This is a genomic window from Variovorax nivicola (genome assembly GCF_051216475.1).
GTDB lineage: Bacteria > Pseudomonadota > Gammaproteobacteria > Burkholderiales > Burkholderiaceae_C > Variovorax.
Map to the genome: position 1 here is coordinate 75,052 of NZ_JBPJZK010000014.1, position 14,380 is coordinate 89,431.

A 14,380-nucleotide genomic window follows, 5' to 3' on the forward strand; every position below is an offset into this window, starting at 1 on the left:
GCGATTCTGTCGCGCCCTCGCCCGCAAGCGAACGACCCATTTGTCAGATGCTTAGGCGGGTTCCGGCATATGCGGCACGCCGAGCTCACTCAACTGCCGATAGAAAGCATCGACCTGCTGCTGCGCCCCCTCGCGCATCGCCGCATTGCGCCGCGCGCAGCTCTCGGCATCTTCCATCGCGCCCGCCTCGCCCACCTTGCGCGAAGCGTCCTGCACGAAACGGCACATCGGGTAGCGGCGTTCACCGAAGGCGCGCAGCGTGGCATCGGCAATACCGTGTCGCGCGAGCATGTCGGCCAGCACCACCGCGTCTTCCACTGCCATCGCCCCACCCTGCCCCATGAAAGGTGTGGAGGCATGCGCCGCATCGCCGATCAGCAGCACGCGGCCCACGTGCCAGGGCAGCGGCGCCTGCACCTCCTCGACGGCCGTGTAGAGCACTTCGGAATCCGCGCCGAGCTGGTCCAGAAACTGCCGCGCCGGGCCGCCGAACTCGGCGAAGCGCTCGCGCATCAGCGAAGGCCAGTTCTCCTTCGGATACCAGCTGCCGGCCGGCTCGCTCACCGTGCCGAAGATGTAGAGCCTGTCGTGGCTGATCGGCATGATGCCCAGCCGCTTGCCGATGCCCATCATCATGATCTTGGCGTCCAGCGCGGGCGGCCGCTCGTGCACGCTGCGCCAGACACCAAAGCCGGTGTAGCGCGGCGTGACCGGGCCGGCGACGGCTTCGCGCACCTGCGAGCGGATGCCGTCGGCGCCGACGACAAGGTCGAAGCGCTCTGCAGTGCCGTCGGAGAACACGACCTCCGCGCAATCGCTGCCTTCCGGCGATTCGATCTTCGCCACGGTGGTCGCCAGCCGTATCTCCACACCCAGCGCATCGAGCCGCGCGGCCAGCACGCGATGCATCTCCGCACGCCTGATGCCCACGATGGGCGCCGCGCCGCCACTGGAGCGCGGATAGAACACATCGACGATAAGCTCGCCGTGGTGGTCGAGGTAGACATTGCGGCCGTCCTCGATGGCAAAGCCCGCTTCGAGAATGCCCGGCAGCACACCGACCTTGCGCAGGGCCTCGAGCCCGTTGCCGTAGATGAAGATGCCCGAGCTCTGGAAGCGCCACTCGGCCTGCTTCTCGACCAGCGTGACGCGAAAGCCTTTGTAGGCCAGCGCGATGGCGGCCGAGCAGCCCGCGATGCCCGCGCCGACGATCAATACCCTTGCCGCCTGCGTCATCGCACCACCTCGACCAGCGCCTCGCACACGCGCCCGATGTTCGACCTGTTGAGCCCCGCGACGCAGATGCGCCCCGCCCCCACCACGTACACCCCGAAGCGCGACTGCAGCACCGCGATCTGCGCCGGAGACAAACCCGAGTAGCTGAACATGCCGTTCTGCTCGACGAGAAACCCGAAGTCCCGCCCCGGCAAGGCTTCACCCAGCATGCGGTGCAGGCTCGTTCGCATCTCGCGCATGCGGCCACGCATGGCGTCCAGCTCGGCGCGCCATTGCGCATTCCACGCCGGGTTGGAAAGAACCGCCTCTACCAGTGCCGCGCCCTGCGCCGGCGGGCATGAATAGCTGCGGCGGATCGCCAGCTTGAGTTGCCCCAGCAGCCGCCCCTTGTCGGCCGAAGGCGCATGCACGCCCAGCGCACCCACGCGCTCGCCGTACAGCGAGAAGATCTTCGAGAACGAACTCGCCACCAGGCAGGCGACGCCGCGCCGCACGCATTCGCGCACGGCCCATGCGTCTTCGTCCACGCCGTGCGCGAAGCCCTGGTAGGCCATGTCGAAGAACGGCAGCAGGCCGCGCTGCGCGATCACGTCGAGCAGCGCATGCCACTCGGCCTGCGACGGATCGACGCCGGTAGGGTTGTGGCAGCACGGGTGCAGCAGCACGACGCTGCCGGCCTGCAGCTTCTGCAACGTGGAGACGGCGCCGTCGAGGTCGAAACGGCCCGTCGCCTTCGCGTAGTACGGATAGCTTTCGACGCGGAAGCCTGCGCCGCTGAAGATCGCCGCGTGGTTGGCCCAGGTCGGGTCGGGCATCCAGATCGCGGCATCGGGCAGCACGCCTTTCAGGAAATCGGCGCCGACCTTCAGCGCGCCCGTGCCGGCCACGGTCTGCACCATCACTATGTCCGCGGCCGTTTCGCCGAACACCAGGTCGCGCACCGCGTGGCGGTAAGCCTCGCCGCCCTCGGTCGGCAGATAGACGCTGGGGCCGCGCGCGCCCACGCCCTCGGCACGCGCCGCCCGCACCGATTCGAGCACCGGCACCTGCCCCGCTTCGTCGCAATAGATGCCGATGCCCAGGTTGACCTTGTCCGGCCGCGGATCGGCCTTGTAGACCTCGAACAGGCCGAGGATGGGATCGTCGGCATAGGCAGGCAGTTGATCGAACACGAAATCTCCAGAGCAAAGAAACAGGCTCAAAGCTGCGTCCGCACAGACCACAGCTCGGGAAAGAAACGGTGATCGACCACGCTGCGCAGCCACCCCACGCCGGCCGAGCCGCCCGTGCCCGGCTTGAAGCCCAGGATGCGTTCGACCGACACGAAATGCCGCCAGCGGTACTGCGAGAACACGTCGGCAATGTCCATCAGCGCCTCGCCGAGGCGGTAGAGATCGTTCTCGGGCGTCGGATCGCCATACACCCACAGCCACGCCGCCTCGACGCCCGGGTTCGGCACATAGGGCGCCGACCAGTCGCGCGCAAGCGCCTCAGGCGGCACGGCGATGTCGCGCCGGTGCAGCAGCGCCAGCACGTCGTCGTACAGGCTCGGCGAATTCAGCGCGCGCTCCATGTAGGGCCATACGTCGGGGTTGTTGGCATGCGCGCGCGCCAGCGGAATCGACTTGTTGCCGAGGATGAACTCCACGTGCCGGTACATGTACGACTGCTGCCCCGAGGCAATGCCCAGCGTGTTGCGGAACTGGTTGAACTCGTGCGGCGTGATGGTCGAGAGCACGTCCCAGGTCTTGCCGAGGAATTCGAGCAACGCACGCACGCGCGGCACCAGTTGCAGCGCGCCGGCCACGTCGTCGGCCCGGATGCGCGACTGCATGTTGGCCAGCTCGTAGTGCATCGCCTTGAAGGTCAGTTCCTTGCAGTGCGTGATGCACATGAAGACCATCTCGTCGTGGCCTTCGCTGCGCATGTGCTGCAGGCTCAGCAGCAAGTCGTTGCGCTGGTGCTCCAGGTAGGGGTTGCTGCTGCCCTCGAAGGCCACCAGCGGCTCGCCGTCGGTGTTGCGCACGGTGGCCGCGCGCTGCTGGTTGTCGCCGATGACGATGGGTTTGACCAGCGACAGTTCGAGCGCGGGGTTGCGCACTTCGGGAATGACTCTTTTGCGTGGGGTGGCCATGCGCCGATTGTTCGGCCCGCGCGCAGCCGCCTCAACCTCCGGCACACCGGATTTGGGCACCGACCGTCCGGGACGGTGGATTCAGTCGGATTCGGGCCCGCCCTGCTGGCGGGCATACGCGCTCGGCGTCATGCCCGTCCAGCGCTGGAAGGCGCGCGAGAACGCCTTCTCCGACGCATAGCCGACCGCCTCGGCCACCTGGTGCAGGCTCAGCTGCCGGTTCTTGAGCTTCTCGGCTGCCAGCGTCATGCGGTACGAGCCCAGGTAGTGCATGGGCGTGACGCCCACCAGCGCGCGAAAGCGCTCGCTGAAGATGGTGCGCGACAGGTAGCTGGCTTGCGCCAGCGTGGCGACCGACCACGGATGCTCGGGCCGCTCGTGCATCAGCGACATCGCGCGGGCGATGCTCTCGTCGTCCAGCCCGCGCAGCCTGCCGAGCTGCTCGCCCTGGCTCTGCGCCTGCGGCTGGGCATAGAGGTGCTCGCACAGGATGTGCACCAGCAGCAGGTCGGCCATGCGCGCCGCCGACAGTTGCCAGCCCGGGCGCTGGGCCACGGTTTCGTTCACCAGCGACTCCATGGCCTGCGCGAGCGAGGCGGTGGTGGGAATCTGCGCCTGCCGCAGCACGATCAGCGGCGGCAGGCTGCCGATGATCGAGCCCAGCCCCTGCGCGGGCATCCACAGATGCAGCGAGAACAGTTCGGTGACCGGGCCGCCGCCGCCATGCGAGAACACGATGGGGTGGTCGCCATGCCGGCCAACCGAGTGCGCCTCGATCAGCGTGCGGAACGGCACCGGCTCCAGCCCCGGCTCAGACGACACGGTGTGCGCCCCGCCCTGCGGCAGCATCGCGATGTCGTGCGGCGCCACCTGCACTGGCTCGGCGCCGTCCACCGCAATCCAGTACGGCGCGCCGGTGCACATGCGGATCAGCGGGCCGGCGACGCCTGTCGAATGCAGTGCCCAGGGGGCGGACAGCGAAAACCGCGCGGTCACCGCCCTTTCTGACTTGTACGTCGCAAGCACATGGCTGAGTACGTCGCCGCCCCGCTCTGTGTCCATGCTGTTCGTGCCGCCCGCTGGTGTGTCTCGATGGCGGCGATTATCTGGCATGTCAGGCGGGCGATTGCGCCCCGCGCTACCCAAGGCGCCCCGGGATGCAACACAATGGCGTTTCGCAAGAAGACCGCATGAAGACAACGACCTCGCACCCGAAGCCCCCTCGCGCCGCCCCGTTCGACAGCGAAACGCTGCTGCGCGACAGCGGCTTGCGCGTCACGCGCGCCGCGCAGACCGTGCTCGAACTGATCGAACACAGCTCGCAACCCCTCACGCACGAGGAGGTGGCCTCGGCCTACACCACCGCCACCGGCGAAACGCCCGACCGCGTGACGGTCTACCGCGTGCTCGACCGGCTGGTGGAGGCCGGCCTGTGCGACCGCCGCGTGGGCCCCGACCGCGTCAACCGCTTCTCGCGCCATGTGGAGGCCGAGTCAGGCAACACCTTCGAGTGCGACCAGTGCCACAAGGTGCTGGCGCTGCCGTCGGACCCCGAGCTGCCGAAGGTGATGGGGCGCCTTGGTAAGGCCTTGCGCAAGCAGGGCATCGACACCCGCCATACCGCCCTCACCCTTCACGGCACCTGCGGCGACTGCGCCCGCTAGGCTTTTCTCACACGTTCCACGAGGGGAACGGATCCGGAAAGTTCTGCCACCACGAGGCGCCGAAGCGCATCTCGTTTTCCGTGAGCAGGCACTCGTCGAGTCGGGCGCGCAACGCGTCTTCGTCCATGCCGATGCCGATCAGCACCAGCTCCTGCCGCGCATCGCCCGTGGCCGGGTCCCAGTTCTTGTGGATCAGCTCCAGCCCGTCCGGGTCGGTCGGCCAGTGCTCGCGCGGCACCGCCGCCCACCAGAACCCCGCCGCGCCATAGCGGCAGGCGCCGCCGGCCTGCGACCACGAACCCGCGCGCGTGGCGCGACTCGCGAGCCAGAAGAAGCCCTTGGAGCGCACCACGCCTTCCCATTCGCTTTGCACCAGCTTCCAGAATCGCATCGGGTGAAACGGAATGCGCGAGCGGTAGACAAAGCTGCGGATGCCGTATTCCTCCGACTCCGGCACGTGCTCGCCGCGCAGTTCGGCCAGCCAGCCGGGCGCCTGCTCGGCCTGCTCGAAGTCGAACAGGCCGGTGTCGAGCACGCGATCGAGCGCCACGCGGCCGAACTCCGACACCTCGATGCGGGCGCGCGGGTTCAAGCTTCGCAAGATGGCCATCAGCCGTTCGCGCTCCTCGGGCGTGACCAGGTCGGTCTTGTTCACCACCAGCACGTCGCAGAACTCGATCTGCTCGATCAGCAGGTCGACCACCGTGCGCGTGTCCTCGTCGCCGAGCGACTGGCCACGCTGGCCGAGGCTGTCGGGCGAGCCGTAGTCGCGCAGGAAATTGAAGGCGTCAACCACCGTCACCATGGTGTCGAGCCGGGCCACGTCGGCCAGGCTCTTGCCGTCTTCGCCGGCGAAGGTGAAGGTCTCAGCCACGGGCAGCGGCTCGGAAATGCCGGTGGACTCGATCACGAGCTGATCGAAGCGCCCCTCCTTCGCGAGCCGGTTGACCTCGATCAGCAGGTCTTCGCGCAGCGTGCAGCAGATGCAGCCGTTGCTCATCTCCACCAGCTTCTCGTCGGTGCGCGAGAGCTCGGCGCCTCCGTCTCGCACCAGTGCGGCGTCGATGTTGACCTCGCTCATGTCGTTGACGATGACCGCCACACGCCGGCCCTCGCGGTTGTGGAGGATGTGGTTCAGCAGCGTGGTCTTGCCGGCGCCAAGAAAGCCGGAGAGCACGGTAACGGGGAGGCGGTCGGCCATGTGGGCAGGCTCCATATATGCAACAGGATTGCATTATATGGATCAACGCAACCTTGTTGCGTTTTACTGCCTGACCCCGGCCGGCGTCGACCGTTCGCCTACCATCCGGAAGATGACCTCCGAACCCCGCACGCCCTTGCAACTCGTCTGGCCTTCGCACGAACACCTCCCCAGCTACATCGCAGCGCTGGAAAGCGGCTGGTCGCCCAACAACCTACGACCCGAAGCCGGCCAGGAAGAACTGGCGCAGATCCGCACCGACCCCGCGCGCTTTCTCGCCAACCTCGTCGATCGCGAAGCCAAAGGCCCGCCCGTCAAGCTGCCCGACGGCGGCACCGTGCCGCGGCTGCCGAGCTACCGGCGCTGGATGTGGGATGGCGAGTTCTGCGGCAGCATTCAGCTGCGCTGGCAGCCCGGCACCAACGCCCTGCCCGCCTACTGCCTCGGGCACGTCGGCTACGGCGTGGTGCCGTGGAAGAGCGGCCGGGGCTATGCCAAGGCCGCGCTGCGCGCACTGCTACCCGAGGCGCGCGCGGCAGGCCTCGACTACGTCGAGATCACGACCGACCCCGACAACCTCGCATCGCAGAACGTGATCCGCGCCAATGGCGGCGTGCTGGTCGAGGAGTTCGTCAAGCTGCCAGAGCTCGGAGGCACGCCGGAGCTTCGGTTTCGCATCGACGTTCGAGACCTGAACGAATCCCGCCTCTAGATCAGCACCTTGCGGATGCGCGCCGACACGAGGTCGATGGCGCTCACGCTCACCACGATGATGATCATCACCGCACAGGTCTCGGCGTACTGGAAGCCACGAATGATTTCCCACAGCACCACGCCGATACCGCCCGCACCCACCATGCCCACCACCGAGGCCGAGCGCACGTTCGACTCGAAGCGGTACAGCGCAAACGAGATCCACAGCGGCATCACCTGCGGCAGCACGCCGTACACGATCTCGTGCAGCGCACTCGCGCCCGTGGAACGGATGCCCTCCACCGGCTGCGGGTCGATGGCCTCCACAGCCTCGGCGAAGAGCTTGGCTAGCACGCCGGTCGTGTGCACCCAGAGCGCCAGCACGCCGGCAAACGGCCCCAGGCCCACGGCCACCACGAACAGCATCGCGAACACCATTTCGTTGATGGCGCGGCAGCTGTCCATCAGCCGGCGCATCGGCTGGTAGACCCACCACGGCACGATGTTGGCCGAGGCCAGCAGCGCCAGCGGCACGGCAGTCACGACCGCCAGTGCCGTGCCCCACAACGCGATCTGCAGCGTGACCACCATCTCCTGCAGGTACATGCGCCACTGCGTGAAATTCGGCGGAAAGAACTCGGCGGCGTAGGTCGCCATGTTGCCGCTGTCCCGGATGAGGTCGAGCGGCCGCATGTCAGCCCCCTTCCAGGAGGCAAGCAGCAGAAGCAGCAGCACGGCCCAGGACAGCTGCCACGCCAGGTTGCGCTTGGGAGGCACCGTTGTTGCGAGCGACGGGCGGGTCATCGGAATCGAGGAAGGCATGGCGGGAGATCGGTCGTGCGGCTGCGTTCGAAGCTCAGTTCAGCGCGGCCAGCTTCTTGTCGATGTCGGCCAGGCGCGTTTTCTTGTCGGCGTCGCTCAGCACGGTGTCGGCTTCGATCTTGTTGCGCTGGCCGAAGAGTTCGATCTGGCGGATGGGCAGCAGTTGCTTGTCGCTCGATTCCTTGAAGCCCGAGAGCTTCGAGATCTTCATCATGATCTCCTTCTCGCGCGGATCGGACTTGGCGTAGTTGAGGAAGAAGTTGCGGATCTTCGTCTTCGTGGCTTCGGGCAGGTCCTTGCGCATGACCAGCGGGTCGAGCGGAATCAGCGGCGAAGTCCAGACGATGCGGATGTCCTTGAACTTCTCGGGGAAGCGCTCCTTGATCTTTTCGAGGTTCTCGCTGTTGTTGGTCGCCACGTCCACCTGCTTGTTGGCCACGGCCAGTGCGTTGGTTTCGTGGTTGGCGCTGCGGGTGACGCGGAATGCGGTCTTGGCGTCGACCTTGTTCTGCGCAAAGACGTAGAAGCCGGGCACGAGGTAGCCCGAGGTCGAGTTCGGTTCGCCGTTGCCGAAGCTCAGGCTCTTCGCGTTCTTCAGCACGTCGTCCAGCGTGTTGAGTTGGCTCTCGCGGTTGACGATGAGGTACGAGTAATAGCCCTGGGTGCCATCGGCATTGACCTTCTGTGCGAACACTTCGCCGCCCGCGCGGTCCACGGCCTCCATTGCCGACTTGTTGCCGAACCAGCCGAGCTGCACCTTGTTGAAGCGCATGCCTTCGATGATGCCGGCGTAGTCGGGCGCGAAGAAGGCCGTGACCTTCAGGCCGGTCTGGCGGTTCAGGTCATCGATCAGCGGCTGCCAGTCGGCCTTGAGGTTTTGCGACGACTCGGTCGAGATGAGGCCGAAGTTGATGTCCTGCGCGAACGCGCCGACCATGCCAAGGCCGAGGGCCATGGCTGCACATAGTTTCTTGATCATGGATGACTCCAAAGAGGGGGGAAGAAGGGGAAGAAAGAGAGACACGAAGCGTCCGCGGACGCGAGAAAAATTCAGGCAGCGCTCGCCGGTTGCGCCGACCAGGGCAGCACGGTGGGTGCCGCCGGCACGTGCGCCCCGGCGCCTTCGGCCACGGGTTCCGCGGGCCGCAACAGCTCTTCGGCCTGTACGCCGTACAGCTCGTGCAGCAATGCGGGTGTCAGCGCCGAGGAAGGCCCGTCGAACACCACCCGGCCCTGGTTCAACGCCACCACGCGCGGGCAGTACTTCATCGCGATGTCGACCTGGTGCAGCGAGACGAGCACGGTGCAGCCGTCTTCGCGGTTGATGCGCGCCAGGATCTCCATGACCTTGCGCGACGACTCCGGGTCGAGCGAGGCGATGGGCTCGTCGGCCAGCACCACCTTGGCGCCCTGCACCAGCGTGCGCGCAATGGCGGCGCGCTGCTGCTGCCCGCCCGACAGCGTGGAGGCACGCTGCGCATGGCAGTCGGCAATGCCGACGCGCGCCAGTGCATCGAGGGCGAGCGCGCGCTCCTGTGCGTTGAACAGGCGCATCCAGCTGCGCCACCACGGCATGCGGTGCAGCGAGCCCACGAGCACGTTGACCAGCACCGGCAGCCGCGCAACGAGATTGAACTGCTGGAACACGAAGCCGACCTGCGATCGCACCTTGCGGATGTCGCGATGCACGCGGCCGCCCTGCTGCACGCAGCAGCCATCGATCTCCACCAGCGACTGCGTGGCGCCGTCGGCCGCCACCAGCCCCGCGATGTGCCGCAGCAGCGTCGACTTGCCGGAGCCCGAGGCGCCGATGAGCGCCACCATGTCGCCGCGCGCCACGTCGAGGTTGATGTCGCACAACGCGTGCTTGCCGTTGGCGAAGTGCTTGTTGAGCTGTCGGATGTGCAGGATGGTGTTCACGGCGGGCCTCAAAGTCGTCTAGACAAATGCAGTTTCGCCAACCGGTATGACGCAGCAGCGACACTTCGGCGACGGCTCCATGTCATGCGAAGGTTCAGATCACGCGGCGCCCTTCGCGCCATGCGCCGCGCACCAGCGCATGCCGTGCGCCGTCCGGCAGCGTGCACATGCGCACCTGCACAAGGTCCGCGCGAAGTCCTGGCACGAGCGCGCCGCGGTCATGCAACCCTGCGGCGCGTGCGGGCGTGCGCGTCACCATGGCCACGGCTTGCGGCAGCGTGACGAGCGCGTCGTCCACCAGCCGCATCGCCGCGCCCAGCAGGCTGCTGGGCACGTAGTCGGACGAGAGGATGTCGAGCAGGCCGTCGCGCGCCAGATCGGCCGCCGCCACATTGCCCGAGTGCGATCCGCCGCGCATCACGTTCGGGCCGCCCATCACATTGGCCAGGCCGAGCTCGCGTGCCGCGCGTGCCGCCACCATCGTGGTCGGAAACTCGGACATGCTCGCGCCCTCGGCATGAGCCTGCTCGACGTGCGCCGCCGTGGTGTCGTCATGGCTCGCGAGCGCGACGCCATGCGTGCGGCAGTAGTCGACGAAGTGCCGCCGGTGCGGCTGCACGTACTCGGTCTGCAACCGGCCGGCCTCGGCCACCCGCTGCTCGAACTTGCTGTCGCTCCAGCCCTTCTTGCCAGTGTAGTAGATGCGCGCCAGCTCGATGTTCTCCCACTGCCGCTGGCCGGGCGTGTGGTCCATCAGCGAGATCAGCGACAGCCGCGGATGACCGCGAAACGGCTCGAACAGCTCGACGGTGTTGGGCGCGGGCAGCTCGCAGCGCACGTGCAGGTGATGGTCGGCGCGCAACAGGTCTTGTGCGGCGCAGGCATCGAGCATGGACAGCGTCGCGCCCCAGGTGCTGCCGCGCAGGCTCTCGGGGTCGGCCTCGCCCACGCCGAGTGCGTCGAACACGGTAGTGATGCCGGCCGCAGCCAGCTCGGCGTCGTGTGCCAGCAGCGCGGGCAACGGGCCCCAGTGCACCTTCGGGCGCGGCATCAGGTGGCGCTCGAAGTTGTCGGTGTGGATCTCCACCAGACCCGGCAGCAGGTAGTCGCCGTCGAGGTCGATCGAACCTTCGGCGCTCGGCCCGCTGTGGATGGCGTCGATGCGCCCGTCAGCCACCGACAGAGAACCCGACACCACCTCGTCCGCCAGCACCATGCGTGCGTTCGAGAACACAGTGCCCGCGCTCATGGCTGGCTCCTGAATTCACCGACGTTGACGCGCCGCGTGGCCACCGCGGCCCCCACTTCGGCGTCGTGGAAGATGCCGACCGTGGCGGCGCCGCGCGCCGTGGCTTCGCGGATCAGCGCGATGACCGTGTCGGTGTTGGCCGCGTCCAGCGAGGCTGTCGGTTCGTCCAGCAGCAGCAGCGGCTTCGGTTTGATCATGTTGCGGGCGATGTTGATGCGCTGCTGCTCGCCGCCCGAGAAGGTGGCAGGCGGCAGGTGCCACAGCCGCTCGGGAATGCGCAGGCGCGTGAGCCAGCGGCGGGCCTCCTCTCGCGCGGCCTCGATGCCGGCAGGGTCGCCACCGGCGTCCTCGGCCAACGGCTCGGCCACCACGTCGAGCGCCGGCACGCGCGGAATCACGCGCAGGAACTGGCTGACATAGCCGATGGTGTCGCGGCGCAGGCGCACCAGCTCGCGCGGCGTGACCTGCGTCACGTCGACCGGGCCGTCGCCAGACTGCACCGTGATGCGCCCCGCGCTGGCACGGTAGTTGGCGTAGATGAGCTTGAGCAGCGTGCTCTTGCCCAGGCCCGATGCGCCGTCGAGCACCACGCACTCGCCGGCCGACACGCTCAGGTCGACCTCGTCGAACACCGAGAGCTCGAGCTGGTTCTGGTGATGCAGCGTGAAGCGCTTGGCCACGCCCTTGATATGAAGCAATGGAGCCGTCATGGTGTGAGTACCGAAGAAACGAGCAGTTGGGTGTAGGCGTGCTGCGGGTCGTCCAGCACCTGGTCGGTGAGGCCGGACTCGACCACGCGGCCGTGTTGCATCACGACCATGCGGTGCGCGAGCAGACGCGCCACGGCCAGGTCGTGTGTGACCACGATGGCGGCCAGCTGCATCTGCCGCGTGAGCTGGCGCAGCAGGTCGAGCAGGCGGGCCTGCACCGACACGTCGAGCCCCGAGGTCGGCTCGTCCATGAACATCAGGCGCGGCTGCGTCACCAGATTGCGCGCGATCTGCAGGCGCTGCCGCATGCCGCCCGAGAAGGTGCGGGGCGCATCGTCGATGCGTTGCGGATCGATCTCCACGCGCTGCAGCCACTCGGCGGCGGTGGCGCGCAGGCGGCCGTAGTGGCGCTCGCCAAGGCCCATGAGCCGCTCGCCGACATTGGCGCCGGCCGACACGTCCATGCGCAGGCCATCGGCCGGGTTCTGGTGCACGAAGCCCCAGTCGGTGCGGGCAAGCAGGCGCTGCTGGGCCTCGGACATCGAGAAGATGTTTTGCAGGCCACCACCGCGCACCTGGAACTCAACGCTGCCGGCATCGGGCTTGTCGCGCGCGGCAATGGCATTGAGCAACGTCGACTTGCCGGAGCCCGACTCGCCGACCACGGCCAGCACTTCGCCGGGCCAGAGATCGAAGGATGCGTCGTGCAGCGCCACGCGGTCGCCGTAGCGCTTGCCGATGCCGCGCACGCGCAGCAAAGGAGGATGGGAGAGTGCGGCGTTCATGCGAGGGCCTGTTCTTCGGGTGCGGGCTGCCCGGCCGATACCTGCTGGCGTGACTGGCAGTAGTCGGAGTCGGAGCACACATGCATGCGCGTGCCCTGGTCGTCGGTGATGATTTCGTCGAGGAAGCTGTCGGTCGCCCCGCACAGCGCGCAGGGTTCGTCCCAGCGCTGTACTTCGAACGGGTGGTCTTCGAAGCCCAGGCTCTCCACCGGCGTGTAGGGCGGCAGCGCATAGATGCGCTTCTCGCGCCCGGCGCCGAAGAGCTGCAGCGCGGGGTTCATGTGCAGCTTCGGGTTGTCGAACTTCGGAATCGGCGACGGCGACATCACGTAGCGGCCGTTGACCAGCACCGGGTAGTCGTAGGTGGTGGCGATGTGGCCGTAGCGCGCGATGTCCTCGTACAGCTTCACGTGCATCAGGCCGTACTCGGCCAGCGCGTGCAGGGTGCGCGTGGTGGTTTCGCGCGGCTCCAGCCGCTGCATGGGTTCCGGCACCGGCACCTGGTAGACCATTACCTGGCCCTCTGCCAGCGGCGCTTCGGGAATGCGGTGGCGTGTCTGGATCAGTGTTGCCTCTGCTGTGCGCGTGGTGGTCTCGACACCCGTGGTGCGCTGGAAGAAGCGGCGGATGTTGACCGCGTTGACGGTGTCGTCCGAGCCCTGGTCGATGACCTTGAGCACGTCCTTCGGCCCGATGACCGCGGCCGTGACCTGGATGCCACCGGTGCCCCAGCCGTAGGGCAGCGGCATCTCGCGCGAGCCGAAGGGCACCTGGTAGCCGGGAATGGCCACTGCCTTCAGGATGGCGCGGCGGATCATGCGCTTGGTGCGCTCGTCGAGGTAGGCGAAGTTGTAGGTGGTGGTGGTCATGGCTGTGCGCCCTCCTCGGGCTGGCTTGCGGTCGCGCGCATCTTCCGCACGAGCTCGAGTTCGGACTGGAAGTCGACGTAGTGCGGCAGCTTCAGGTGCTGCACGAAGCCCGATGCTTCGAGGCTGTCGCTGTGCGAGAGCACGAACTCCTGCATCTGCGCGGGCGCCTCGACGGCCTCGCCGAGCTCCTCCGCACGCAATGCGCGGTCTACCAGGCTCATGGCCATGGCCTTGCGCTCGCTGTGCCCGAAGGCCAGGCCGTAGCCGCGTGTGAACTGCGGCGGCTCGGTCTTGCTGCCGGCAAACTGGTTCACCATTTCGCACTCGGTGAGCTCCAGGTCGCCGATGGAGATGGTGAAGGGCAGTTCCTCCGGTGCCAGCTCCAGCTCGACGCTGCCCACGCGGATCTCGCCGACGAAGGGGTGGCTGTGCGAATAGCCACGCTGCGTTGAATAGGCCATGGCCAGCAGGAAGCCCTCGTCGCCGCGCACCAGGTTCTGCAGGCGCGTGGCGCGGTCGGCCGGAAAGCGCAGCGGCGTACGCGTGAGGTCCGTGGGCGCGGGGTCGCCGGGGGGAGTCTCGTGGGTTTCGATCAGGCCCTCGTGGTTCAGCAGGTCGACCACGCGCGGCGTGACAGTGGATGCTGCGGTGTTTGCATCGGTGCGCGAATCAGGCTGCGACGACTGGGCATTGGCCAGCAGCGTGAAGTCGAGCAGGCGCTGCGTGTAGTCGTAAGTCGCGCCCAACACCTGCCCGCCAGGCAGGTCTTTGAAGGTCGCGGAGATGCGGCGGTCGAGCTGCATGCGCGCGGTGTCGAGCGCAACGCTGGTGCCCAGGCGCGGCAGCGTTGCGCGGTAGGCGCGCAGCAGGAAGATGGCCTCGACCATGTCACCTGCCGCTTGCTTGATGGCCAGCGCGGCCAGTTCGGGGTCGTAGACCGAGCCCTCGGTCATCACCCGGTCGACCGCGAGCTTGAGCTGCTCGCGAATCTGCGACACCGACAACTCGGGCATGGCCGTGTCGCCGCGGCGTTGTTCGGCCAGCAGCTCGTAGCTGCTGAGGATGGCGGCTTCACCGCCTTTGACGGCAACGTACAT

The 14,380-nt window shown here is 67.5% G+C and carries 15 protein-coding genes; 2 read left to right on the forward strand and 13 right to left on the reverse strand.

The annotated features are described in order from the left end of the window. Nucleotides 1-51: 51 nt before the first annotated feature. From ACSFBF_RS32995 to ACSFBF_RS33010, 4 genes are all read right to left on the reverse strand, one after another. Nucleotides 52-1,236 carry an FAD-dependent oxidoreductase gene (locus tag ACSFBF_RS32995; RefSeq protein ID WP_435474467.1) on the reverse strand — a complete coding sequence of 395 codons (1,185 nt, stop codon included), beginning with the start codon at nt 1,234-1,236 and terminating at the stop codon, nt 52-54. Beyond that, nucleotides 1,233-2,408 carry an amino acid aminotransferase gene (locus ACSFBF_RS33000; RefSeq protein WP_435474469.1) on the reverse strand — a complete coding sequence of 392 codons (1,176 nt, stop codon included), beginning with the start codon at nt 2,406-2,408 and terminating at the stop codon, nt 1,233-1,235. Before ACSFBF_RS33000 ends, ACSFBF_RS32995 begins: the two co-directional genes overlap by 4 nt. 26 nt (nt 2,409-2,434) lie before the next feature. Further along, complete coding sequence (locus tag ACSFBF_RS33005; protein WP_435474471.1) at nt 2,435-3,370, reverse strand: tryptophan 2,3-dioxygenase; 936 nt, start codon at nt 3,368-3,370, stop codon at nt 2,435-2,437. An 81-nt stretch (nt 3,371-3,451) separates the two neighbouring features. After that, nucleotides 3,452-4,432, reverse strand: coding sequence for an AraC family transcriptional regulator (locus tag ACSFBF_RS33010; RefSeq protein WP_435474473.1), 981 nt, complete (start codon nt 4,430-4,432; stop codon nt 3,452-3,454). Between the two features lie 128 nt (nt 4,433-4,560). Between ACSFBF_RS33010 and ACSFBF_RS33015 the strand changes: the two genes are divergently transcribed. After that, nucleotides 4,561-5,034, forward strand: a complete 474-nt coding sequence (locus ACSFBF_RS33015) for a Fur family transcriptional regulator (RefSeq protein WP_435474475.1) — start codon at nt 4,561-4,563, stop codon at nt 5,032-5,034. Between the two features lie 7 nt (nt 5,035-5,041). Here ACSFBF_RS33015 and zigA read toward each other — a convergent pair whose 3' ends face one another. After that, a complete protein-coding gene (zigA, locus tag ACSFBF_RS33020; protein WP_435474477.1) occupies nt 5,042-6,235 on the reverse strand; it encodes a zinc metallochaperone GTPase ZigA in 1,194 nt (397 codons plus the stop codon). A 112-nt stretch (nt 6,236-6,347) separates the two neighbouring features. Between zigA and ACSFBF_RS33025 the strand changes: the two genes are divergently transcribed. Continuing rightward, entirely contained in the window at nt 6,348-6,947 is a 600-nt protein-coding gene (locus ACSFBF_RS33025) for a GNAT family N-acetyltransferase (protein WP_435474479.1), read from the forward strand. Here the strand turns inward: ACSFBF_RS33025 and phnE are convergent. From phnE to ACSFBF_RS33065, 8 genes are all read right to left on the reverse strand, one after another. Then, on the reverse strand, nt 6,944-7,750 hold the full coding sequence (gene phnE, locus ACSFBF_RS33030; RefSeq protein WP_435474481.1) for a phosphonate ABC transporter, permease protein PhnE: 807 nt from the start codon (nt 7,748-7,750) through the stop codon (nt 6,944-6,946). The genes ACSFBF_RS33025 and phnE overlap by 4 nt on opposite strands. 34 nt (nt 7,751-7,784) lie before the next feature. Then, the gene (gene phnD / locus ACSFBF_RS33035) at nt 7,785-8,729 is read right to left on the reverse strand and encodes a phosphonate ABC transporter substrate-binding protein (protein WP_435474483.1); all 945 of its coding nucleotides are present in this window, start codon (nt 8,727-8,729) and stop codon (nt 7,785-7,787) included. Between the two features lie 71 nt (nt 8,730-8,800). Beyond that, on the reverse strand, nt 8,801-9,670 hold the full coding sequence (phnC, locus tag ACSFBF_RS33040; protein WP_435474485.1) for a phosphonate ABC transporter ATP-binding protein: 870 nt from the start codon (nt 9,668-9,670) through the stop codon (nt 8,801-8,803). A 94-nt stretch (nt 9,671-9,764) separates the two neighbouring features. Next, nucleotides 9,765-10,919 (reverse strand): alpha-D-ribose 1-methylphosphonate 5-triphosphate diphosphatase, encoded by a 1,155-nt coding sequence (locus ACSFBF_RS33045; protein WP_435474487.1) that lies wholly within the window; start codon nt 10,917-10,919, stop codon nt 9,765-9,767. Then, on the reverse strand, nt 10,916-11,629 hold the full coding sequence (gene phnL, locus ACSFBF_RS33050; RefSeq protein WP_435474489.1) for a phosphonate C-P lyase system protein PhnL: 714 nt from the start codon (nt 11,627-11,629) through the stop codon (nt 10,916-10,918). The genes ACSFBF_RS33045 and phnL overlap by 4 nt, the downstream gene beginning before the upstream one ends. Next, nucleotides 11,626-12,414 (reverse strand): phosphonate C-P lyase system protein PhnK, encoded by a 789-nt coding sequence (phnK, locus tag ACSFBF_RS33055; protein WP_435474491.1) that lies wholly within the window; start codon nt 12,412-12,414, stop codon nt 11,626-11,628. Before phnK ends, phnL begins: the two co-directional genes overlap by 4 nt. After that, nucleotides 12,411-13,283 carry an alpha-D-ribose 1-methylphosphonate 5-phosphate C-P-lyase PhnJ gene (locus tag ACSFBF_RS33060; protein WP_435474493.1) on the reverse strand — a complete coding sequence of 291 codons (873 nt, stop codon included), beginning with the start codon at nt 13,281-13,283 and terminating at the stop codon, nt 12,411-12,413. Before ACSFBF_RS33060 ends, phnK begins: the two co-directional genes overlap by 4 nt. Further along, nucleotides 13,280-14,380, reverse strand: a complete 1,101-nt coding sequence (locus ACSFBF_RS33065; protein ID WP_435474495.1) for a carbon-phosphorus lyase complex subunit — start codon at nt 14,378-14,380, stop codon at nt 13,280-13,282. The genes ACSFBF_RS33060 and ACSFBF_RS33065 overlap by 4 nt, the downstream gene beginning before the upstream one ends.